Source organism: Deinococcus sonorensis KR-87 (genome assembly GCF_040256395.1).
Classification (GTDB): Bacteria; Deinococcota; Deinococci; order Deinococcales; family Deinococcaceae; genus Deinococcus; species Deinococcus sonorensis.
In genome coordinates, this window is sequence record NZ_CP158299.1 from 1665454 (window position 1) to 1685531 (window position 20078).

At 68.2% G+C, this 20078-nt stretch carries 22 protein-coding genes and 1 pseudogene; 10 read left to right on the forward strand and 13 right to left on the reverse strand.

The window, feature by feature from the left end; all coding sequences use genetic code 11:
* Positions 1-42: 42 nt before the first annotated feature.
* From ABOD76_RS13475 to ABOD76_RS13490, 4 genes are read left to right on the forward strand one after another with little or no spacing between them, the layout of a single operon-like run.
* Positions 43-2178, forward strand: coding sequence for a DUF4900 domain-containing protein (locus ABOD76_RS13475; RefSeq protein ID WP_350242478.1), 2136 nt, complete (start codon positions 43-45; stop codon positions 2176-2178).
* Positions 2179-2667 (forward strand): type II secretion system protein, encoded by a 489-nt coding sequence (locus ABOD76_RS13480; RefSeq protein WP_350242479.1) that lies wholly within the window; start codon positions 2179-2181, stop codon positions 2665-2667.
* Complete coding sequence (locus ABOD76_RS13485) at positions 2657-3148, forward strand: prepilin-type N-terminal cleavage/methylation domain-containing protein (RefSeq protein WP_350242480.1); 492 nt, start codon at positions 2657-2659, stop codon at positions 3146-3148. Before ABOD76_RS13480 ends, ABOD76_RS13485 begins: the two co-directional genes overlap by 11 nt.
* On the forward strand, positions 3145-4017 hold the full coding sequence (locus ABOD76_RS13490) for a PilW family protein (protein WP_350242481.1): 873 nt from the start codon (positions 3145-3147) through the stop codon (positions 4015-4017). The genes ABOD76_RS13485 and ABOD76_RS13490 overlap by 4 nt, the downstream gene beginning before the upstream one ends.
* Positions 4018-4023: 6 nt before the next feature.
* Here the strand turns inward: ABOD76_RS13490 and ABOD76_RS13495 are convergent, their stop codons facing one another.
* Positions 4024-4287, reverse strand: a complete 264-nt coding sequence (locus ABOD76_RS13495) for a hypothetical protein (protein ID WP_350242482.1) — start codon at positions 4285-4287, stop codon at positions 4024-4026.
* Between the two features lie 94 nt (positions 4288-4381).
* On the opposite strand from ABOD76_RS13495, the gene ABOD76_RS13500 reads away from it, so the two are divergent.
* A complete protein-coding gene (locus tag ABOD76_RS13500) occupies positions 4382-6073 on the forward strand; it encodes a dynamin family protein (RefSeq protein ID WP_350242483.1) in 1692 nt (563 codons plus the stop codon).
* 55 nt (positions 6074-6128) lie between these two features.
* Here the strand turns inward: ABOD76_RS13500 and ABOD76_RS13505 are convergent, their stop codons facing one another.
* From ABOD76_RS13505 to ABOD76_RS13550, 10 genes are all read right to left on the reverse strand, one after another.
* Entirely contained in the window at positions 6129-7181 is a 1053-nt protein-coding gene (locus ABOD76_RS13505) for a DUF4384 domain-containing protein (RefSeq protein WP_350242484.1), read from the reverse strand.
* Between the two features lie 162 nt (positions 7182-7343).
* A complete protein-coding gene (locus tag ABOD76_RS13510) occupies positions 7344-7850 on the reverse strand; it encodes a TM2 domain-containing protein (RefSeq protein ID WP_350242485.1) in 507 nt (168 codons plus the stop codon).
* Positions 7851-7929: 79 nt separating this feature from the next.
* A complete protein-coding gene (locus ABOD76_RS13515; RefSeq protein WP_350242486.1) occupies positions 7930-8973 on the reverse strand; it encodes an AAA family ATPase in 1044 nt (347 codons plus the stop codon).
* A complete protein-coding gene (locus ABOD76_RS13520) occupies positions 8966-9565 on the reverse strand; it encodes a nicotinamide mononucleotide transporter family protein (protein WP_350242487.1) in 600 nt (199 codons plus the stop codon). The genes ABOD76_RS13515 and ABOD76_RS13520 overlap by 8 nt, the downstream gene beginning before the upstream one ends.
* A complete protein-coding gene (locus tag ABOD76_RS13525) occupies positions 9562-10011 on the reverse strand; it encodes an NADAR family protein (RefSeq protein WP_350242488.1) in 450 nt (149 codons plus the stop codon). Before ABOD76_RS13525 ends, ABOD76_RS13520 begins: the two co-directional genes overlap by 4 nt.
* Positions 10012-10037: 26 nt before the next feature.
* Positions 10038-10685: a hypothetical protein gene (locus ABOD76_RS13530; RefSeq protein WP_350242489.1), complete on the reverse strand. Its 648-nt coding sequence runs from the start codon at positions 10683-10685 to the stop codon at positions 10038-10040.
* Positions 10682-12067, reverse strand: a complete 1386-nt coding sequence (locus tag ABOD76_RS13535) for a nicotinate phosphoribosyltransferase (protein ID WP_350242490.1) — start codon at positions 12065-12067, stop codon at positions 10682-10684. The genes ABOD76_RS13530 and ABOD76_RS13535 overlap by 4 nt, the downstream gene beginning before the upstream one ends.
* Before the next feature lie 27 nt (positions 12068-12094).
* Positions 12095-12643 carry a cyclin-dependent kinase inhibitor 3 family protein gene (locus tag ABOD76_RS13540; RefSeq protein WP_350242491.1) on the reverse strand — a complete coding sequence of 183 codons (549 nt, stop codon included), beginning with the start codon at positions 12641-12643 and terminating at the stop codon, positions 12095-12097.
* A complete protein-coding gene (locus ABOD76_RS13545) occupies positions 12640-13647 on the reverse strand; it encodes an ADP-ribosylglycohydrolase family protein (RefSeq protein ID WP_350242492.1) in 1008 nt (335 codons plus the stop codon). Before ABOD76_RS13545 ends, ABOD76_RS13540 begins: the two co-directional genes overlap by 4 nt.
* A 3-nt stretch (positions 13648-13650) precedes the next feature.
* Entirely contained in the window at positions 13651-14694 is a 1044-nt protein-coding gene (locus ABOD76_RS13550) for a bifunctional nicotinamide-nucleotide adenylyltransferase/Nudix hydroxylase (RefSeq protein WP_350242493.1), read from the reverse strand.
* Between the two features lie 120 nt (positions 14695-14814).
* Here ABOD76_RS13550 and ABOD76_RS13555 point away from each other — a divergent pair, with 120 nt between their 5' ends.
* Entirely contained in the window at positions 14815-15012 is a 198-nt protein-coding gene (locus ABOD76_RS13555) for a hypothetical protein (protein WP_350242494.1), read from the forward strand.
* Positions 15009-15458 carry a hypothetical protein gene (locus tag ABOD76_RS13560; RefSeq protein WP_350242495.1) on the forward strand — a complete coding sequence of 150 codons (450 nt, stop codon included), beginning with the start codon at positions 15009-15011 and terminating at the stop codon, positions 15456-15458. The genes ABOD76_RS13555 and ABOD76_RS13560 overlap by 4 nt, the downstream gene beginning before the upstream one ends.
* A 14-nt stretch (positions 15459-15472) precedes the next feature.
* Here ABOD76_RS13560 and ABOD76_RS13565 read toward each other — a convergent pair whose 3' ends face one another.
* A complete protein-coding gene (locus tag ABOD76_RS13565) occupies positions 15473-15940 on the reverse strand; it encodes a hypothetical protein (protein WP_350242496.1) in 468 nt (155 codons plus the stop codon).
* 202 nt (positions 15941-16142) lie between these two features.
* Here ABOD76_RS13565 and ABOD76_RS13570 point away from each other — a divergent pair, with 202 nt between their 5' ends.
* The 3 genes from ABOD76_RS13570 to ABOD76_RS13580 are packed head-to-tail and all read left to right on the forward strand — an operon-like array spanning position 16143 to position 18544.
* Positions 16143-16904, forward strand: coding sequence for a class I SAM-dependent DNA methyltransferase (locus tag ABOD76_RS13570; protein ID WP_350242497.1), 762 nt, complete (start codon positions 16143-16145; stop codon positions 16902-16904).
* Complete coding sequence (locus tag ABOD76_RS13575; protein ID WP_350242498.1) at positions 16901-17857, forward strand: NAD(P)H-dependent glycerol-3-phosphate dehydrogenase; 957 nt, start codon at positions 16901-16903, stop codon at positions 17855-17857. The genes ABOD76_RS13570 and ABOD76_RS13575 overlap by 4 nt, the downstream gene beginning before the upstream one ends.
* Before the next feature lie 9 nt (positions 17858-17866).
* A complete protein-coding gene (locus ABOD76_RS13580) occupies positions 17867-18544 on the forward strand; it encodes a hypothetical protein (RefSeq protein ID WP_350242499.1) in 678 nt (225 codons plus the stop codon).
* A 12-nt stretch (positions 18545-18556) separates the two neighbouring features.
* Here ABOD76_RS13580 and ABOD76_RS13585 read toward each other — a convergent pair.
* Positions 18557-20018 (reverse strand): annotated as a pseudogene (locus tag ABOD76_RS13585) (UDP-N-acetylmuramoyl-L-alanyl-D-glutamate--2,6-diaminopimelate ligase).
* Positions 20019-20078 lie beyond the last annotated feature (60 nt).

Below are 20078 nucleotides of genomic sequence, written 5' to 3' on the forward strand. Positions count from 1 at the left end.
GTGGGGCTGACATTCTCCCCCCGGACAGTGAAGACTGACCGTATGAACGTGTCGCGGAAAACGGAAGGCGCCACGCTGGTGCTGACCGTCCTGATGGTGCTGCTGCTGATGGCAGCCGTCATCGTCGTCACCAGCCAGCTGACCATCGCTGCACGGCGCAACAGCAGCGATCAGGAATCCACCGTGCGGGTGCAGTACGCCGCCGAGTCGGGCGTGTCGCGGGCCCAGGCACGGCTCAATGCCCTGAGCCTGCTGCTGAGCAAGGATATGCAGCCGCCGGCCAGCACCGGCACCACCGAAATCCAGAACTACGTCAGCCAGCTGTGCACTGGTACCACCGTCACGCTGCCCACCACCGGCGTCATCTGTGGCATCGACGCCAGTACGGCCAGCGACAGCACCATCAGCGCGGCCAGTAACTTGCTGGGCACGGTCGGCCCGGACGCCCGCTACGGCCTTTTTACTGCTTACCTCAGCGATGCTCAGATGGCCGCGCGCGGCTACACCGTCAACAGCACCAACACCAAAGCGGCCTTCTTCAAATCGCTGTTCAGCGACGCGGGCGTTTCCTTGAACGGTTCGCTGACGTCAGCTGCCAACGACAGCATTGCCACCAGCGTCAAGGCCAAGCTGCTAGGCGTGGTGCGCGACGCCACCGACCAGTACCGCATCTTCGTGCAGGTTCCGGACGTGACCAGCACCGGCAGCGCCTCCACTGGGGCGTCACGTCAGCTAAAAGTGGACGTGACCGAACCGGTCTATACCCTGCGGGTCGGCCGGGGAAGTTTTGCCGAGTTCGCCCTGTTCACCAACCACCACTTCTCGGACCCCACAGCTGAGACGAACAACAGCCGCATCGTGTTCACCGCCAACACAAAATTTTCGGGGCCGGTGCACAGCAACCAAAACGTGACCTTCCAGGGCAACGCCTACTTCGGTGGCGACTTCACCTCCGCCGGCTGTCCGGCCAACCAGATCCGGACCGGCACCAACGGCGACTACTGCAACTCGGGGGCCAATGCAGGCGCCTACTTCGGGTCGTCCACCACTCTCACCACGCCGGCCCAGATGGACTCGGCCGGGAACGGCTCTACCCGCAATGACCCAGTCGTTAACGGCGTGACTCCGGACCTGAGGGGTACGCCCGACTGGTCCCACGACTTTATCTCGCTGCCCGTCAACAGCAACAACCAGCTGAGTGCTTCCCAGAACGGCGGCCTGTACATTCCCGGCACCACCAGCAACCTGAGCTTTGCGGTGAACAGCAGCCTGTCCTTGGGCGGCGTGACCGGCAAAGCCCAGCTGATTACCTATACGGCGGGCGGCACCACCACCCAGCTGGCCTTCGGTGCCAACAACCGGATGTACATCTTTTCCGGTGGCAGCTGGCAGCCGGCGGCCCAGGTGCCGTGCGTGCCACTGGTTCAGACCGGCACCACTGCCCCCTGCGCGACCAGCGGCGGCGGCTGGGCGGTCAGCACCGCCGCTGCCCAGGGCATCTTTAACGGCGTGATCTATGCCCAGAGCGGCGTGAGCAACCTGAACGGCCCGGCTCGCACCACGGCGAGCGATCCCACCACTGCTCCCCCGGCTGTGGCCGACTTTGCCCAGATGACCCTGGCCTCAAGCGGCGACATTCATATCACCAGCGACCTGAAGTACGAGGACCCACCCTGCACCGGCACCAGCGCTCTGGACCCGCAGTGCACCAACAAGAGCGCCAGGAATATTCTGGGGCTGTATTCGGCAGGCGGTGACGTGCAGATCGACAGCAAGTACTACTGCACCACCAGCGGCGTCGTTCAGTGCAGCAGCAGCGGCACCTACGGTACGCGCACCACCTATGCGCCGCCCAACGTCACCATTCAGGCGGTGATGATGGCCACCGGCACCACCGGCAAGGTCTGGGTCAACGGCTACGGCGCCGGGCCCGCCAACAACTCGCTCGGCAGTGTCAACCTGCTCGGCGGCATCATTGAGAACTACTACGGGGCGTTCGGCGTGACCAACGGTACCGGCTTCGGCCGCAACTACATCTATGACACCCGCACCAGTGACGGCATCGCGCCCCCTGCCTTCCCAACCCAGCAAGCATGGAACGTCAAAGTGCAGAACACGACAGGGACATTTGCGGTGCCGATTCGGGTTGGCGGTACCCAGATTCAGGGGGGCAATTAGGTGCCGCGTCATCGTGTGCGCGTCCAGCAGGGCTTTACCCTGATCGAGCTGCTGGTGGTGATGGCCATCGTAGGCGTCCTGGCGACCGTGGTGTTCCTGAGCCTGCTGCGCGCGCGCAACCGCCAGCAGCTGCAGGAAGGCGCCCGTCAGCTGGCCACCGACCTGAGCCGAGCGCGTGCACAGGCGCAGCTGAGTTCGCAGAGCAGCGTGGTGGCGCTGGTGAGCAGCAATGCCAACCGGTACACCACCCAGTGGCGTGGTGCGGCAGCCATCACCCGTACCCTGCCTTATAACCTGACAGTGGCGGCCATGAGCAGCGCCACGACCGCGGCTGGCAGTACTTCCCTGACATACACAGCGCCCTACGGCACACTGGACGTGGATGGCGTGGTGTGGCGTGTGACCAGTCCGGCGCTGAACGAGTCGCTGTTCGTGAAGGCGGTCGGCGTGACCGGAAAGGTGCTGGTGACTTCCTCCTATGACGACTGAGCAGGCGCGAACGATGCAACACACAAAGCGGGGTGAGGCCGGCTTCACCATCATCGAGGTGCTGGTAGCGCTGACGCTGTTTGCGGTCATCATTCTGGTGGTGCTGACGCCGCTGACTGGTCTGTTCGGTCTGAACCAGCGTACCACCGGCCAGGTAAGTGCCACCAACCTGACCCAGCGGGCGATCGAACAAGTGCGCGGCCAATGGCTGAGAAACGTTCGCTATGACAAGGCATGCATCGACACGGCGCTGCCGAGCGGCGTGACGGTGACTACGCAGGGCGAGGACCTGTCCGGCAACCTGATCGGGAGTGTTATTAACCTTACTGCGCCTACTCCTAATCCAAATGTCAGCGCGACCTGCTCTACTACGCCCGCCACTGCCACCCAGACCAACAACGCACCTCCGCTGCGTCGCCTGACGGTGACTGCTACCGTGAACGGTTCCAGTTCCACCCAGACGTTGGAAGTGGCCCGGTGAGCGCGCACCGCAGCTACGGCTTCACGCTGCCTGAGCTCCTGGTGGGCATGGTGCTGATCGGCATTATCATGACCGCTATCCTGACGCTCAATGTGGGCACCGGGCGCAGCACCGCCAGCCTGCAGTCGCGCACCAGCCTGCTGGCCGAAACCCAGAACGCCCAGAACTACATGGTCTCGCGGCTGCAGACCGCCGTGTATGTGTTTCGTAAAGGTGATACGGTCTCGCTTAGCAGCACCAACGGGCCCACCACCCGTAATCCGCGCACTAGCACCAGCAACTGGCTGGTAGGCACCGATCCGATTTTGGCCTTTATCGTGCCGCCTAAGGACCAAAATGTGGCAGCGGGCAGCTGCACCTCGGATGTCACCACTGCCGCGAAATGTTATTACTTTTACGCCTACTACCCGGTATTGCGGTCTGTGGTGGTGAGCGGTACCAGCGGTTCCAACGATCCGGGGGCTGATCCAGCCAACAATAATGCCTGGGTGCTGATGGAGTTCCGCGGACGCTACGTGCCCAGCGCCATAAGCGGCAAAGCCTATAGCGAGGTCACCACAGATATTCCGGCGACTGGCGTGGAAGGCCGGGTACTGCTGGACTACCTACGTCCAGTGCCACTTACCGTGCCGCCCACTCCCACCCAAATGCTGTTTGACCAGAGCGACACGCCCACCACGCCGCCTACGACCGAAGGACCCGGCACCGTCAGCGTGACGGTCAACCTGGCGGCTGAGCAGGCCTCACGCGGGGGTGGCACCGTACGCGTTCCGCCAGACCCCACCAACAGCAACAGCGCGGGCAGCGGTACTCGCTACAGCGTGACGGTCTATCCTCGTAACATCGGCACACCGCAGCTGGACAACTGAGCCGCGCTACGGCGTGCGAATACTGTCGATCTGCACCCCATAGCGCAGCATGATGGTTTTGAGTCGCTGCATGGCTGCGATTGCCTGGGTTCGGTGTTCATCCTGGAACACCAGCGTCAGCACGCCGCTCACGCCGGGCCGGGGCGGCTGGGCCTGCACCTGCAGCGGCCGGGCAAAGGCCGGGTCCTGCATCAGGTCGCGCAGCACGCGGGCAAAGGTCGGCTCGTCTATGCCCTCTAAGGCGAAGCGGATGCCGCTGGGAGCGCTCATAGAGGCAGGCTAGCAGCTGACCGGGCCGGCGGGCGGGCGGAACGTTCACCGTTTATAAGGCTGGGCGCGTGGCGGCAGACTCTAAGCTGTGCGTATGCTCGTTTCTGATGTGGTGCAGAGGGTACTGGCGCGGGAGCGCAGCCTTCTGGCGGACCTGCAGGCCTTTCTGAGCGCGCAGGGTGCGCCTCCGGAGGCGGTGCAGCACGCCCGTCAGGCGGTGGCGAATCTGGACGAGAGTTTCCTGCTGGTGGTGGTGGGTGAATTCAACGCTGGCAAGAGCAGTTTCGTGAATGCCCTGCTGGGTGACGCGGTCCTGCCTGAGGGTGTGACCCCCACCACCGACCGCATCTATGTGCTGCTGCACGGTGAACGCAGCGAGCCGGAAGCCACCCGTGACCCGTTCGTGGTGCGGCTGCGGGTGCCGCTGACCGTTTTGGACGGGGTGGCGCTGGTGGACACGCCCGGCACCAACGCGATCGTTCGGCAGCATCAGGTGCTGACCGAGGGCTTTCTGCCGCGTGCCGACCTGCTGCTGTTTCTCACCAGCGCCGACCGGCCGTTCACCGAGTCGGAGCGGCAGTTCCTGAGCCTGGCCGCCCGCTGGGGCCGCAGCGTGGTGATGGTGGTGAACAAGGCCGATCTGCTGGAGACGCCGCAGCAGCAGGAGGAGGTGCGCGCCTTCGTGGAGGCGGGGGCCCGGGCCGAACTGAACCTGACGCCACCGGTCTACCTGGTGTCGGCGCGGCGGGAGCAGCGTGGCGGCGACGAGGGGTTCCGGGCGCTGCGCGCCGCATTGCAGCAGCGGTTGGGCGAGACCGAACGCACCCGACTCAAGTTGCAGAGTCCGCTGGCCGCCGCCGCCGAGATCCTGGGCGGGGAGGAGCGGCGCGCCCAGGCGTCCCGTGATCTGCTGAGCAGCGACCTGGAGACCCTGCAGAGCCTGGAAGCGCAACGTGAGCGTCACCGCGAGACCATGCGCGGCGAGCTGGACGGCCAGTTGAACCGGGTGGGCCGCATCCTGAGCGAATTCGAGGTGCGGGCCGACAAGTTCATTGACGAGACGCTGAGGCTGAGTCATTTCCGCGAGCTGGTCAACAGCCGCCTGCTGGAGCAGCGCTTCCGCGAACAGGCGGTGGGGGACCTACCGGAAGCGGTCGAGCGGCAGTTCGGGACCATGATCGACCGCTTCGTGGAGGCCAACCTGCACTTCTGGGAGGACGTGCAGGCGTTCCTGATCCGGCGCCAGCCGAGCGGCGAGATCGCGCGGACCCGCTTTTCCTACGACCGTCACGCCCTGCTGGAGGGCATCGCCGGCAGCGCCAGCCGCCACATCGAGGAGGTGACCGAGTCGCAGCTGACCCGGCAACTGGCCAGCGACGCCGAGGAGGCCATGAAGGGCGTGATTGGCATCGGAGCGGGCGGGATCGGACTGGGCGTGATCGGGGCCGCCATCATGGGCACGCTGGCCGCCGACGCCACCTTCATCTTCAGCGGGCTGGCCATCGGTAGCCTGGGCCTGCTGATCCTGCCGAGCAAGCGGCTGCAGACGCTGCGGCAGCTGCGCGTCAAGGTGGCCGAATTGCGCGAGTCGCTGGAGGCCATCGTGCGGCGCGAGTACGACCGCGAGCAGGAACGTGCCGACGCCCGGCTGCGCGACGCGATGAGCCCCTTCACCCGTTTCATCGAGGGCGAGCAGCAGCGGCTACAGGATGCCCAGCGGCGCAGCAGTGAGCTGCGGCAGGAGCTGGACGCGCTGCAGAACGAGGTGCGGCGGCTGCCCGGTTGAAAGAACAAGCACAGCGCCCCCGCTGGTTAAGCGGGGGCGCTGTGCTGTGCAGACTTCAGCGGGTGGGGTTGATGGTGATGGTGCCGCTCTGGGTGACGTTGTAGACGTTGCTGAAGGTGCGGTAGCCGGGCGCGATGACCACGACTTCGTGGCTGCCCAGCGTGGTGGTGATGTTCAGACCGCCGTTCTGGATGGTGCCGACCTGCCGGCCGTCCAGGTACACCACCGCGCCGGTCACGCTGCTGCGCAGCGTCAGGGTGGCGCGGGCCGGGCGCACCGGCTGCACCGGGGCCGGCGCGGCCACGGCGGTGGGCTCCACGTTCACGTTCACCAGGGCGCCGGAGCGCACGCTGATGTTGCTCACGAAGTCGCTGTAGCCGGGGGTGGCCACGCGCAGCTGGTAGGTGCCGGGCTGCAGATTGGTGTAGGTGGTGTTCGCGGCGCCCACCTGACGGCCGTTCAGGTACACGATGCTGCCGGCCACGCTGCTGCCCACGAACAGGCTGCCGGTGGTGACCGCCTGGGCCGGGGCCACGTTGAAGAGCGCGGTGTCGGTCACCCAGCTGTTCTGAGGCAGCGGGTTGACCACGATGCTCAGCGCCTGGGCCAGCTGCTGCTGCCCCTCGACCTTGCCGGCGGCGAGCTGGCCGCCGTTCTGGCTCGCCTGGAACTCGGTGATCTGCGAGAGGTTCAGCTGCGTCTTGGAGGCCACGGCCAGCACCTTGTTCAGGCCGGCGGGCTCGTCCACGGTGAAGGTGAAGTTGTCACCGGCGGCCGGGAAGGTCTTGCTGGTGTTGGCCTTCAGGAAGTTGCCGCCGCTCGCGAACTTGTTCGGCAGAATCTGGGTGACCTTGCCGGTGCCGTCCAGGTTGAACAGGTACACGTAGGCGTCCTGGTTGACCACCGTGGTGATCTTGATCGGGTCGCCCACCTGATAGTCAGGGGTCTGCTGGCCGCTGGTGTCGCGGTCCACGTACACGCGCACCACCAGGTTGCTGGGCGCGGGGTTCACGATGATGCTCTGGGCACTGATCTTGGGAGCTGCGGCGGCGACGCCCGGAATCAGGGCAGCGCTCAGGGCAGTGGACAACGTAAGGAGCTTCTTCATGGGTGTTCCTCCTGGACTGCAGCCTACGTGGGGCCACTTGACGCGCCATGAGCAGAGCGCGAGAAAACGTTTATGCCGGTTCAGGGCACGGTCAGAATCCCTGAGCATTCACAGGACGCGCGCCAGCAGGGATGCCCCCGCTGGCGCGCATGCAGCCTGACACTACAGCCAGGGCTTCTTGCCCACCAGATACTCACGCTCGAAATCGGCGTCGGACTTGGTGAGGTACAGGATGCCCTCGATCAGCCCGACCACGCTCATGGCGAACGGCAGCAGGAAGAACACCGCGCCCACGATGATCAGGCTGCCGATGATGCCCAGGAACCACCCGCCCAGCGTGACGGCCAGCATGATGATGCCCGCCTGGGTCTGGCCCAGATAGAACTTGTGAACGCCCAGGCTGCCCAGGAAGATGCCCAGCAGACCGGCAATCAGTTTGCGGCTGCTTACGTCGCTGGTGGCGGGGTGTGGGCCTGCGCTGCCCGCGGCCCCCATCTGGCTCCAGGGATCAGACGTCGGGCTGGCTGCGCCCGGCCCTTCCGGCCGCTTCTCGAAGCTGAGGCGAGGGCCGGTGGCGTCGGCCGGGGTGTGGGGCGTCTGGGGGGGCGTGACCTCATCGATCCAGCGCGGAGCGTCGGGGCGGCCTTGCGGATCCTTTGGATCGGTCATGGAATGTTCCTCCAGCGACAAGTACGGCCTGGGCCGGCCAGAGGTTGCTGCCTGTTACTCTCGTGAGAATTGAGTAAATTTATAGTGAAGCTGAATGTTCTGCACTTTCAGCGGATGACAGACGCTGCTGCAGGGTGGCCCAAACGGTTTCTATCCGCTGTTCTACGGTGCCGTGGAGCAGCACATACGGAACGCCGCGCGTCTGCAGGTCCTGAAGGATGAACGCCTGCTGCACCGACCGCACTGCCTTGTTGCTGCGCCAGCCGTCCTGCTCGAACGGCAGGTCGTCGGCGCAGACGAACGTGTGGGTGTAGCGTGTCCGGCAGGCCTCTGCCAGGGCATGCAGTTCCGGGAGGGCGGTGCCGGTCAGCAGATAGCTCCACATCAGGGTGGTGGCGGCATGCGTATCGCTGAACACGTAACGGTGCGCCTTGCGGCTGGTGGCCGCCTCCTGTTCCAGCGCCCGGTGCCCGAGGGCAATCTCCAGAAAGTGGTCGGGCGTCAGCTGGCCGTCCTCGCGCTCGTACACGTCTCGGCCGTACTCGCGCACCGCCACCGTTCCGAACGCCTCGCCCAGGGCGGCCGTCAGGGTGCTCTTGCCGGTGCTTTCAGCCCCCAGGATCACCACCCGCTCCAGAAAGTGCGCGTAGACCAGCGGATTCAGGAGGTGACGAAGGCCATGGGGATCGGCCCGCAGCGCGGTACCGGAAACGGGCACCTGCCGCCGGGCCGGATCCACCGACCGGTGGGTGGCGCCCAGGGCGGCGGCCAGCCCGTCGCCGTAGCCCTCCGAGCTGAACACAGCGTCCGGCCGGACCTGCCACCTGGAGAGTATCGTCTGACAGTAAGCGAAATGCTCCTGGCTGCCGGCGCTGTCCAGCGGCGGATTCGGAGCGTCCGGCAGCAGGTGCAGCTGCGGGTACAGGTGCGCCGGAAACACCTGCCGCAGCCAGCCGCGTCGCAGGGGAGACGGCATGTGGGGAAAGTCGGGCCGGGCGTAGCACCACACGCTGACCTGCTCGCACTGCTCCAGCGATGTGCGGATCAGCAGCTCATGACCGTGGTGCAGCGGCGCAAACTTGCCCACGATCAGACCGTGCCGGAAGGGAAGCGGCTCAGGCAAGGGCCGCTCCCTGCGCCTGGGCGCGGTCGTCGCGGCGCCATTGCTGCCAGCCGTAGACGCTCATGGCCGCCAGCACGAACTGCAGCCCGAACAGCATCCAGTAGGCGGTATGCCAGAAGTACACCGCCTGGACGGCGTTCACCACAATCCACACCGGCCACGACCAGCTCCAGCGCCGGGTGGTGGCGAAGTTGGCCACCAGCGCCAGCGCGACCGACGCGAACTGCACCCAGTTCCAGACGGCCGAAAAGTCGGTGACCAGCACGGTGTACCCGAAGATCAGCAGGCTGGCCACCCAGGTCACCCCGTACCACAGCGGCTCGTTGAAGGTCAGTTCGCCCCGGTCGCGGCGCTCCTCCAGATTCCACAGGTACAGGCCGTGCAGCCCGAACAGCAGGTAACACACCTGCAGCCCGGCCAGCATCCACTGGCTGCCGCCCACGAACAGCAGGAAGTACGGCAGCAGGCTGGCGTTGCTCCAGTGCCAGTAGCTGCGGCGTTTGGCGAACAGCGCGTACAGGCTGACCAGCACGCACAGGCCCCCGGAGAGGTCAAGCAGCCAGGAGGGGAGGGCGCTGAGCAGGGCGTTCACTGCTCGTCCTTCAGCTGGGCCCGCAGCTCCATCAGCAGTTCGCCCAGGCGGTTGCGCCCGCTGCCATCCCCGCCATCGGCCCAGTACCGGTCGTTGACGGTGTGCTCGATCAGCTCGGCGTCGCCGGTCGAGAGCAGCAGCGCCCTCAACTCGGGGTGCTGCGTGAACTTGGCATGCAGCGCCCGCCGCATCACGTCGTCCTTGACCGCTTCCCAGTCGGGGCGCAGTGGAAGGTCACGGCGGCGGCCCATCTGGGCGGCCTGCATCGGACGCGGCTGCTGCCGCACCTCCTCGGCAAACGGAGTGCCCACGAACTTCTGCGCCTGGAAGTAATGCTCGGACGTGGGCCAGCGCTGGCCGTCCAGCTCCAGCGGGTGGCGGCTGAAGTTGCTGAACTCGCCGTACGGCTGGTCGAGGTTGTAGAAGCGGATGGGGGGAGGGGTCATGGGCATGCTCCTTCAGGTCAGAGAGGTCACTCCCGGTGCAGGCGGCTCAGGACCGCCACCTGCTGGGCGAGCGGAGTGAGTTGCCAGACGGGGGTGGACGCGGCAGGCTCAGCCCACGGCTCCGCAGGCGCCTGCGCCCGGGTCAACAGCCCCAGCTGCTGCAGGCCCAGCAGCGCCGCCGTGAACTCCTGGCGGGTCAGCCCCGCGACCGTGATCGGGCTGCCTACCGCCAATCCGTCTGCATATGGATCTATGGGGTCGAGCAGGGCGAACAGGCCTGTGAATGCCCGCAACTCTCGCTCCGACAGCCCCTCGATGATGCGCATGGTCTGAACCCTGTCCAGCCTGGGCGGCGGGAAGCTCAGGGCGCACCCGGCCAGGGCGCGGGCGATGAACCGCAGTTTGTATTCAGACTCGGCCACCTCCGCAGCCCGCAGCGCCTGCATCACATTGGCCGTAAAAGCGTCCGAGCGGAGGTGGTCGTGGTCCAGCTGGACGGTGCCGTTCTCGATGAGCTGCTGGAGCAGGCTCACCTCGAGCTGGAGCGCCTGCTCCAGCAGCTCGATTTTTCGCTGACTGGCGGCGATGGACGCGCCCTGCAGCACCGTGGCCGGAATGTTGACGCCTGGAATGGCGGACAGTACCGGCAGCAGGCGCTCCAGCTGCTGGCTCACGCGCGGCCCCGCACGTCCTCCAGCGTGTCGCGCACCAGCAGCTCGCCGTCGCGGTACACGGTCCGCAGCACCGAATCCGGGTAGGCCGTGTCGAAGTCCTGATACTGCCGGGTCACGAAGCGGGGCCCTTCCTTTACCAGGTCCAGCACCCCGTCCTTGCTGCGCTTGCCCGGGTCGGTGACCGGGTCCTTGTAGATCGGCTGGTACTGGCCCCCGATCAGCGCGGCGCTGGCCTTGTAGGCGAACTTCTGGGTGTCGCGGTTCACCTGCTGCAGCAGCGCTCCGCCCATCCCGAACGACACATTCTCGGCCGAGTAGCCGTCGCCGATCACGTTCGCCAGGATCTCGCGGATGCTGTCCTCGTCGATGCCGTCGCCCTGGATCACCCGCACGTGCCGCAGCACCCGGTAGCCCTTGCTGTTCACGTCGCTGCCGAACTTGGCGTCCAGCGCCCGTATCGACATCCGCACCATCGCGGCAGGATCGCCACTGTCCGGGCGCACCACCAGGGTCGCGCCGCTCTCCTCGACCTCGCGGCGCAGCGTCTCGCCCCAGTGGACGTTGATGGCGTGCTTCAGGTCGTAGCTGTCGCTCACCACCGCGAACACGGCACCCGGCTTGCCGAAGGTCCGGACCAGATTGCGGTAGGCGTCCACCTCGTGCGGCTTGCCCCAGCTGGTCACGGTGCTGTGCTCGGCGGCCGGAATGCTGTAGCCGGCCATCTCGGCGCCGTAGTGGTTGCGCGCCACCCGCAGCGCTTCCAGCGTGTCGCTGCCCATGAAGTTGGTCAGGTGCGCCAGCCCGCCCAGCCCGGCGCTCTCGCGGCTGCTCACGCCCCGCGACCCGAAGTCGTGCAGCTTGAATGGCAGTTCCTCGGCGGCGCGGTCGCTGGTCTGTTCCAGCGCCTCCCGGATGATCTGCTTCAGAAAGTAGCTCTGGGTGGCGACCGTGGTGGGGTACCACACCCGCATCAGCATCGTCTCGAACCAGCCCACCAGCCACGGCAGCTCGGGGTCGGTGTTGGTGACGGTCATCAGGACGTTGTGGGTGGGGACCAGCGTGCCTTCCGGTACCGCCCGGATCTCCAGCGGCAGCCGCCCGCCGTGGTGCTCCACCACCCGCCGCCACCCCTCGGTGGGGAACGGCTCGCCGTGCGCCTCGATCACGGCCCGGGCCTCCTCCACCTCCTCCAGCGTCACCCGGTGGGTCAGGTAGCGGTTCAGGATGTACTGCAGTCCGAAGAAGCGGGTGGCCGGGTACTTGCCGCCGCGCGACTCCAGGTAGCTGAACAGCCGCTCGGTGTGCGGCGGGTACTGCAGGAAGTGGCTGGCCTTGTAGCTGTCGGTGTCCAGAATCAGGTTGGTGTCGTGCAACAGTGTCATGGGAACTCAACTCCTTTGAAGGGTGGATCAGGCGTTCAGGCGAGCGGCATAGGTGCGAACGAACTGTGGCTGGTCCGCCTCGACCGCGCCGGGGCGGAAGGAACGGACGGTGCGGATGGCTTCGTCCGGGTTGGGCTGACCGGCGCGGATCAGCAGACAGGCGGCCAGTGTCCCGGAGCGGCCCAGCCCGCCCAGGCAGTGAACGACCACCCGCTGGCCGTCCTGCAGCCGGGTGTGCAGCTGTTCCACCAGGGCCGCGAAGGCGTCCGGATCCGCCGGCACGCTCACGTCCGGAATCGGGAAGGCGAGCGTGTTCAGGCCCGCCCTGTGCGCCTCGGCGGGGTAGGCCGCCATCCCCCAGCGGCGCTGCTCGTCCGCTTCCATCAGGTTGACCAGCAGGGTCACGTCTTCCTGTTTCAGGGCGGCAAAATCGGTGCCGAGGTCGCGCTCGTGCCGCAGCTTCGGGGCCTGACCCTGCTTGCCCGGCGCGATGGTCAGGCCCAGCTGTCCGGGCCAGGGGGCGGCGATCCAGCTCACCTTCAGCGGATTGTTGAGGCTGGTGCTGATGGTAGTCATGCGAACCTCCTGGTCAGGGCGTCGGCGCAGGCGGCCAGCTCGTCCCGGTATTCGATCTGCTGAGCCCACTCCGGCGGAAAGGCACCCAGGCCCAGGTGGGCGCCGGCAAAGCTGCCGGCCAGACACCCCAGGCTGTCGCTGTCGCCGCGCGTGACGGCGGCGCGGCGCAGCGCCTCCAGCGGCTCCTCCGGCGTCAGCAGGAAGCACAGCAGCCCGCTGGCCAGCGCCTCCTCGGCAATCCAGCCCTCGCCGGTCAGGTCGCAGACATCCGTGTCGGGGGCGGGCGGGGTGTCCAGGGCGGCCCGCAGGCGCTCCAGCACGGCAAGGCACTCGTCCCAGCCGAACTGGATGAACGTTTCCGGGCTGCGGGCACCCGCCACCTGCCACAGTTCGCCCAACCACTCGGCGCGGTAGGTGGTGCGTTGCGCCCTCGCGTGGGCGATCAGTGCGTCCGTCAGGGCGGCCGGGGCCATCCCGCCGAGCAGCAGCCAGATGGCCTCGGCGGTCAGCTCGGCGGCGGCCAGGGCGGTGGGGTGGCCGTGCGTCAGGGCCGCCTGCAGCTGCGCGTAGCCAGCGCGTGCGTCGGCGTCCGGGAGAACTCCAGCCGGCTGCACCCGCATGTTGGCCCCGCAGCCCTTGGATTCGGTGACGCTGGCCCGCGTCCACGGGCCGCCCGCCTCCAGTCGCCGGCAGGCGGTCAGGCAGGTCATCCCGGGGGCACGATTGTTGTCCGGGTCGTGCAGCCAGGTCACGAATTCCTGGCGCAGCGGCTCCACGGCGGCCCCGGCGGTCAGCTGCGGCGTGGCCAGCAGGGCGCGGGCCACCGCCAGGGCCATCTGGGTGTCGTCGGTCACGCGGCCCTGGTGCAGGGTGGTGGGGCCGGCGGGCGGAAAGCGGCGACGGATCTCCGGCAGATCGCGGATGAACTCGGTGGGCGCGGCCAGGGCGTCACCGTAGGCCAGTCCGTACATCAGGCCCCGCACGCGGTCTAGGTCGTCGGTCATGGCTTATCCCTTCAACACGAAGTGTTCGATGATGGCGTGATGGTCCTCGAAGAAGGCTTCCGGTTGCGCCAGCGCCTCGCTGAGCGGCATCCAGAAGGCGTCGGCGGCGTCGGTGCCGGCATTCAGGGTCGGCAGCTGGCCCAACCCCAGCTCGAAGTGGAAGGCGTGCGTCACGGTGCGGCCGCGCAGCGAACGGTCCGGGTAATCAAAGACCGCCTGGGCGCGCAGCCGGCCTTCCAGCGTGGCGGGGCTGAGGCCGGTTTCCTCGTGCACCTCGCGCAGGCAGCTGGTCAGCAGCGTCTCGCTGGGCTCCAGAAAGCCGCCGGGCATCGCCAGCCGCCCCTGACCCGGCTGACCGGCCCGCCGCACCAGCAGCACGTGGCCGCTGCGGGTGATCACCGCATCGGTGGTGACGAAGATGGGGGCGTAGGGGGCGCTGGCCCAGGCGGCCCGGTACTGCTTGAGGTAGCGGTACTCGGCCTGGAGCGCGGCGAATTCCGGCGTCTGGCGGAACGCGCTCAGGAAGCGGTCCACGCTGGGCGGCAGCATCTCCCGCGTCGCTTCCAGCTCATCTTCAAAGTAGGCGCGGCGCACCCCGGTGGCCGAGAGCGGGCTGACCACGTGGGTGGGCAGAAATTCCCAGGCGGGAAACGAGCGCAGGTAGTAGCTGCTCTCGTCCTTATAGTGGCCGATCAGTGCCACGTCGCTGCTGCCGCGCACGTGGGCGGCCACGCCGCTCTGCACCTCGGAGAGCCACAGAGACTCGTTGTAGTAGTAGTCGCGCACCTGGGCGAACAGCACCCGGCTGCGCGCCACGCCCGCCTCGTGCAGCATGTCCGAGATCAGCTCCTGGCGTTCCTCCGCCGTGAAGGGGTTCTTGGTGCTGCGGGCGGAGCGGGCACTGCCCAGCACCACGATCAGCTTCTGCACGTCCTGCAGCGCTTCCTGCATCACGGCAAGGTGAGCGAGATGCGGCGGCTCGAAGCGGCCGATGTAGACACCGAAGGTGCGCTTGCGGCGCGGGCGGGTCGGGAGAGAGGGAATCATATGTCTCATAATTGCTATAAAGCTTTATGAGTATGATGAGTCCCCTGCGGCAGACTGTCCACATAGCCTGCGCTCTGCTGCAGTAAGATTCAGCATGACCCCTCAGTCGCGGAGCCGGGCATGATTCCCTGGCTGCTGTTCGTGGTGTTGCCGATCGTTCTGATCGTGCTGTCGTTCCGCATCCGACCGGCCGGAGCCACCGCCGATCCCTTGGGCGCCGGGCTGGCGGCCCGTGGACTGTTCGGCGGCCATGACCTGCACCCGGACGAACGGACCGTGCCGGAAGACGACGCGCCCCGCCCCTTCCGGCTGGAATGATCAGCCGTTTCCGCTGGCTTGAGGCGCTGGCCGTCGTTCTGCTGCTCGTGACCCTTCTGCTGCTGTGGCGTCAGCTGCCGCAGCTGCCCGCCACCATTCAGGTGCAGTGGCGGCTGGGCGCCGCGCCCGTCCCGGGCACTCCGGGCGAACTCTGGAGCTTCTGGTGGCTACAACTCCTGGTGTACGTGCTGCTCGGAGGGCTGGCCTGGACGGCCCGGGACCCCCGGCGGCCGTCGCTGCTGCTGGCGCTCCGGGTGCTGGTGCTGGGCCTGCTGTTCGCCCTGACGTGGCACGCGGTCCTGATCGCGCCGCTGCACACGGCCCCGGTCACGGTTCCGCTGGCGCTGGGCCTGCTGCTACTGGCGGGGATTCCGGTCCTGCTGGGCGTCGGGCTGTCCCACTCCCAGGCCCGCCCAACAGAAGGGGCCGCCCACAGGCGGCCCTGACGGTTTCCGCAGCCTTACTGGCCGGCGTAGTCCAGGTCGTAGTTGGTGAGTGCCAGGCTGGAGCTCTCGCGGGTGGCCGTGTTGTAGATGTTCCAGCCGGCCTTGATGCCGGGGTAGAACTGACCGCTGCGCTGGGCGTTGACCAGCAGCTTGCCGTTGTCGCGGCTGACCACCCGGTCGCCGGTCGAGAAGCGGCCGTCCCGGTTCACGTCGGTGTAGACCACCACGCGGTAGGTACCGGTCCCGAGCGTCTTGGGCAGGTCCAGCGTGAAGCCGCCGGTCAGGTACTTGTCCACGATCTGAGATTCGGAGCCGTCGGCGGTGTACCGCCCGTTACTGTAGCCCACGATGGCCAGACGCAGGTCCTGGCCGCTGGGGAAGCCGCGCAGCTGACCGCTGACATCCTTGGAGAGCGGGTTGCCGACCAGGGTGCAGGCCGACAGGGCAACTGACAGGGCAGACAGGGCAAGAATCTTGTTCATGGTGTAGCCTCCCGTGCTGTGTGCGGCACGCGGAATGGTGCGCGCGAATGCAATCTGACGTGCTCAGGCTACGCCCGGTGGCCGCCAGCGGCCAGCCCGACTCCGTTGTCATGCGGCTCACTCGCCCTTCACAAGGGGCCCCGGGATGCCGGGAAAGCTGACCGGACGTTCACGCAGCGGCCCGCCGCCGCATAATGGCCGGGTGCAACACGTTCCCTTCTCGGCGCTGGCCACCGTCTATGACGCGATCATGGCCGACATCGAATACGACGACTGGGCCGACTTTGTCCTGAATTACGCCCGTGACCAGCAGGTGCCGGTGACGCGGGTGCTGGACCTGGCCTGCGGCACCGGAGCCATGACCGCCGAGTTCGACCGGCGCGGCCTGAACGTCACTGGCCTGGACGGCAGCGCCGAGATGCTGGCGGTGGCGCGCGCCCGGCTGCCACAGCTGGGCTTTGTGCAGGCGGACCTGCGCGACTTCGAGCTGGGGATGCGCTTCGATCTGATCACCTGCGTCTTCGACAGCCTCAACAACCTGACCGAGCCGGCCGATCTGGGCCGGGCCCTGGCGCGCATGCGGGCCCACCTGAAGCCGGGCGGCCTGCTGGCCTTTGACGTGAACACCCGCCTCGGGGTGCGCGAGTTGTGGGACGGCGAGGCCATCGAGGGCGTGGCCCCGCTGGCGGAGGGCCGCGAGGTGCACTACCACTGGTCGCACCACTACGACGCGGCCAGCGAGCTCGGCACCGTGCAGGCCTTCTGCCGGGTGGTGGACGACAGTGGCGAGGCGCAGGAGTTCGTGGAACTGCACACCGAGCGTGGCTATGACCCGTCAGATCTGGCCCCGCTGCTGGAGGCGGCCGGCTTCGCCTCCTGGGAGGCGCTGGAGTACCCGGACTACGCCGAGCCGTGGCCCGAAACCCCGCGCATCTGGGTGTTTGCCCGGGCCGAGCCCTCATGACCGTGTGCGTGCTGGGCGCTGGCGGCTGGGGCACCGCCCTGGCCGCGATGCTGGGCCAGCACGGCCAGCCGAGCGTGCTGTGGGCGCGGCGGCCAGAGGTGGCCACCCGACTCCAGCAGGAGCGCGAGAACCGCGACTACCTGCCGGGCGTGCCGCTGCCCGCAGCGGTGGGCGTGACGGCCGACCTGACCGCCGCCACCGCCGGCCAGGACTGGGCGCTGCTGATGGTGCCGAGCGTGGGCATTCCGGAGCTGCTCACGGCGCTGCCGCGCACGCTGGGGGTGGTGCTGTGCGCCAAGGGGCTGGCCCCGGACGGCGACCGGCTCACCACCCTGGCGGCCCGGCTGGGCTTCGGGCGGGTCGCGGTGCTCAGCGGCCCCAACCACGCCGAGGAGATTGGGCGGGGGCTGCCGGCGGCGACGGTGGTGGCGAGCGCCGACGCCGGTTTTGCGGCCGGAGTGCAGGCGGCCCTGATGACCCCCAGTTTCCGGGTCTACACCTCCGGCGACGTGGCGGGCGTGGAACTGGGCGGGGTGCTCAAGAACGTGATCGCGCTGGCCGCGGGCCTGATCGACGGCCTCGCGCTGGGCGACAACGCCAAGGCAGCCATCATCACGCGCGGGCTGCTGGAGATGGGACGCTACCTCAGTTCGCAGGGGGCGGACGCCGCCACCGTGTACGGCCTGTCCGGTCTGGGCGACCTGGTGGCCACCGCCGGCAGCCTGCACTCGCGCAACCGGGCGGCGGGCGAGGCCATCGCACGCGGCCAGAGCCCGGCCCAGGGCGGCAAGGTGGTGGAGGGCATCCGCACGGCGGGGCTGCTGGAGCACTGGGCCACCGAACACGGCCAGGACCTGCCGATCGTGCGGGCGGTGGCGCAGGTGGTGTCGGGGGAGCTGACGCCGCAGCAGGGGGTGGCCGACCTGATGGGGCGGCGCGGCCGGGCGGAATAGACTGGCGGTATGCGCCCCCAGACGTTGCTGAGCATGCTGCTGGCCCTGGCCTTCTCACCGGTGCTGGCCCAGACGACTCCGGTCCCGTGCAGCGTGGCCGAGCACCTCGACCTGGACAGCTACACGCTGATGGCCGGCTACCGCAGCAGCGAGCTCGACAACGACGAGGCCGCCGCCACCTACGCGGGCTGCCTCGCGGCCGGGCTGACCCGTGACCTGAAGGCCCAGCCGAAACTGAGCGCGCGGATCGCTCAGCTGCGCACCCAGTACCGTCAGCTGCGCAGCCTGGAGGGCCAGCTGGCCTACATGATGATGGGCGGCGGCACCATGTACACCCACGCCGTCCCGCGCAGCGAGCCGGAAACCGAGGCGCGCCTGCGGGCGCTCGCCACGCTCGCCAGCAGCCCGCTGGGCGGGCAGACCGGGGCGCGCTACAGTCAGGAACTGCGGCTGGCGCGCGAGGTCTTTGCCGAGCGGGTGGCGAAGCTGCGCGCCTGGAAACCGGACGGCAGCTCTTCCTTTGACCGGGCGACCTTCACGCGGCTGATCCAGCAGTACCAGCAGGCCGGCAGCACCCTGATGGCCACGCTGGGCCAGCGTGGCGACGCCGCCACCGCCGTCGGGTATCAGCCGCTGGAGTGGTCGCTGTTCGTGGACGAGTTTCTGACGGAAAGCCAGCCGAAGTGAACGGGGGCCGCTTCAGGCCGGGTCGCCGCTGAGCTGAGCCAGCGCTGCCCGCGCCTCGGCCACCTCGTTCCACGGCACGGTCCGGTCGCCGCGCTCCAGGGTGTCCTCGGGCCCTTTGCCGGCCAGCAGCACTGTGTCGCCGGGCCGGGCCAGCTGCACCGCCCGCTGGATCGCCTGCTGCCGGTCGCCGATCAGCTCATAGTTGCTGCGCCCCGCCGCCCCACCCGCCATCTCGTCCAGAATCTGCTGCAGCGGGGTATCGCGGTGGTCCTCCTCGGTGAAGATGGCGTGGTCGGCCAGCCGGGTGGCGACCTCACCCAGCGGGGCGCGTTTGGACGGGTCGCGGGGGCCGCCCGCCGAGCCGATCACCACGATCAGGCGGCCCGGCGTGGTGGCCCGCAGGGTGCTGAGCGCCTTCTCCAGGCTGGGCGGCGTATGTGCGAAGTCCACCACCACCCGCCGCCCCTGGCCCCCCGGCACCAGCTCCATCCGACCCGGCACGCCCCCGAAGCTGGCCAGTCCGGCCAGAAGCTGTGACGGGGTGGCGCCCAGCCGCGCGGCGGCGGCCATGGCCGCCAGCGCGTTGTGCACGTTGAAGCGCCCGATCATCGGCAGGATGGCCTGCAGCTCACCCAGCGGCGAGTCCACCCGGAAGTGCAGCCCGTCGTGACGCTCCTGGAGGTGGCTGGCCCGCCAGTCGGCCCCCTCTGCCTCGCCGTAGGTGACGTGCGGCCCCAGGTGCATCAGCTGCGCGGTCCAGGGGTCATCCAGGTTCAGCACCGCGAAGGGCGCGCGCTCGACCAGCTTGCGCTTCTCCGCAAAGTACTGCTCCAGCGTGCCGTGAAAGTCCAGGTGCTCGCTGGTCAGCTGGGTCCAGACCGCCACGTCCCACGCCACGGCCCGCACCCGCTCCAGCGCCAGCGCGTGACTGCTGGCCTCCAGCACCGCCGCCTGCGCGCCCAGCGTCCACCAGCGCCCGCAGGGTGGCCTGCACCTGCGGCGCTTCGGGCGTGGTGAAGTGGGCCGGAAAGTGGCGGGTCTGCCCGTCCGGCAGCTGATAGCCCACCGTGCTGAGCAGCCCGCAGGCCAGCCCCGCCGAGCGCAGCAGGTGCACCGTCAGCCAGCAGGTGGTGGTCTTGCCGTCGGTGCCGGTCACGCCCACCACCTGCAGCTGACGGCTGGGGTGGCCGCTCAGCGCGGCGGCGGCGTCGGCCAGGGCGGCGCGGGCGTCCGGCACCGTCAGATACGGCAGCGGCGAGGTCAGGCCGTCCGGCAGCCCTTCTCCCAGCACCGCCACAGCCCCACGTTCGGCGGCCTGCGCCAGAAAGTGGTGGCCGTCCGCCCGGGCGCCCCGGATCGCCACGAACGCGTCTCCGGGCTGCACCCACCCGGCGTTGTGGGTGATGCCGGTGACGTGCGGGTTCTCCGCCGGCTGGGAAAGATTCAGGGCGCGGGCCAGGTCGTGCAGCTGCATGGGGGGAGGGTAGCGCACATGTGGGCCCTGGCCCCGGAAACTCCCCCTATGCTGCGGAAC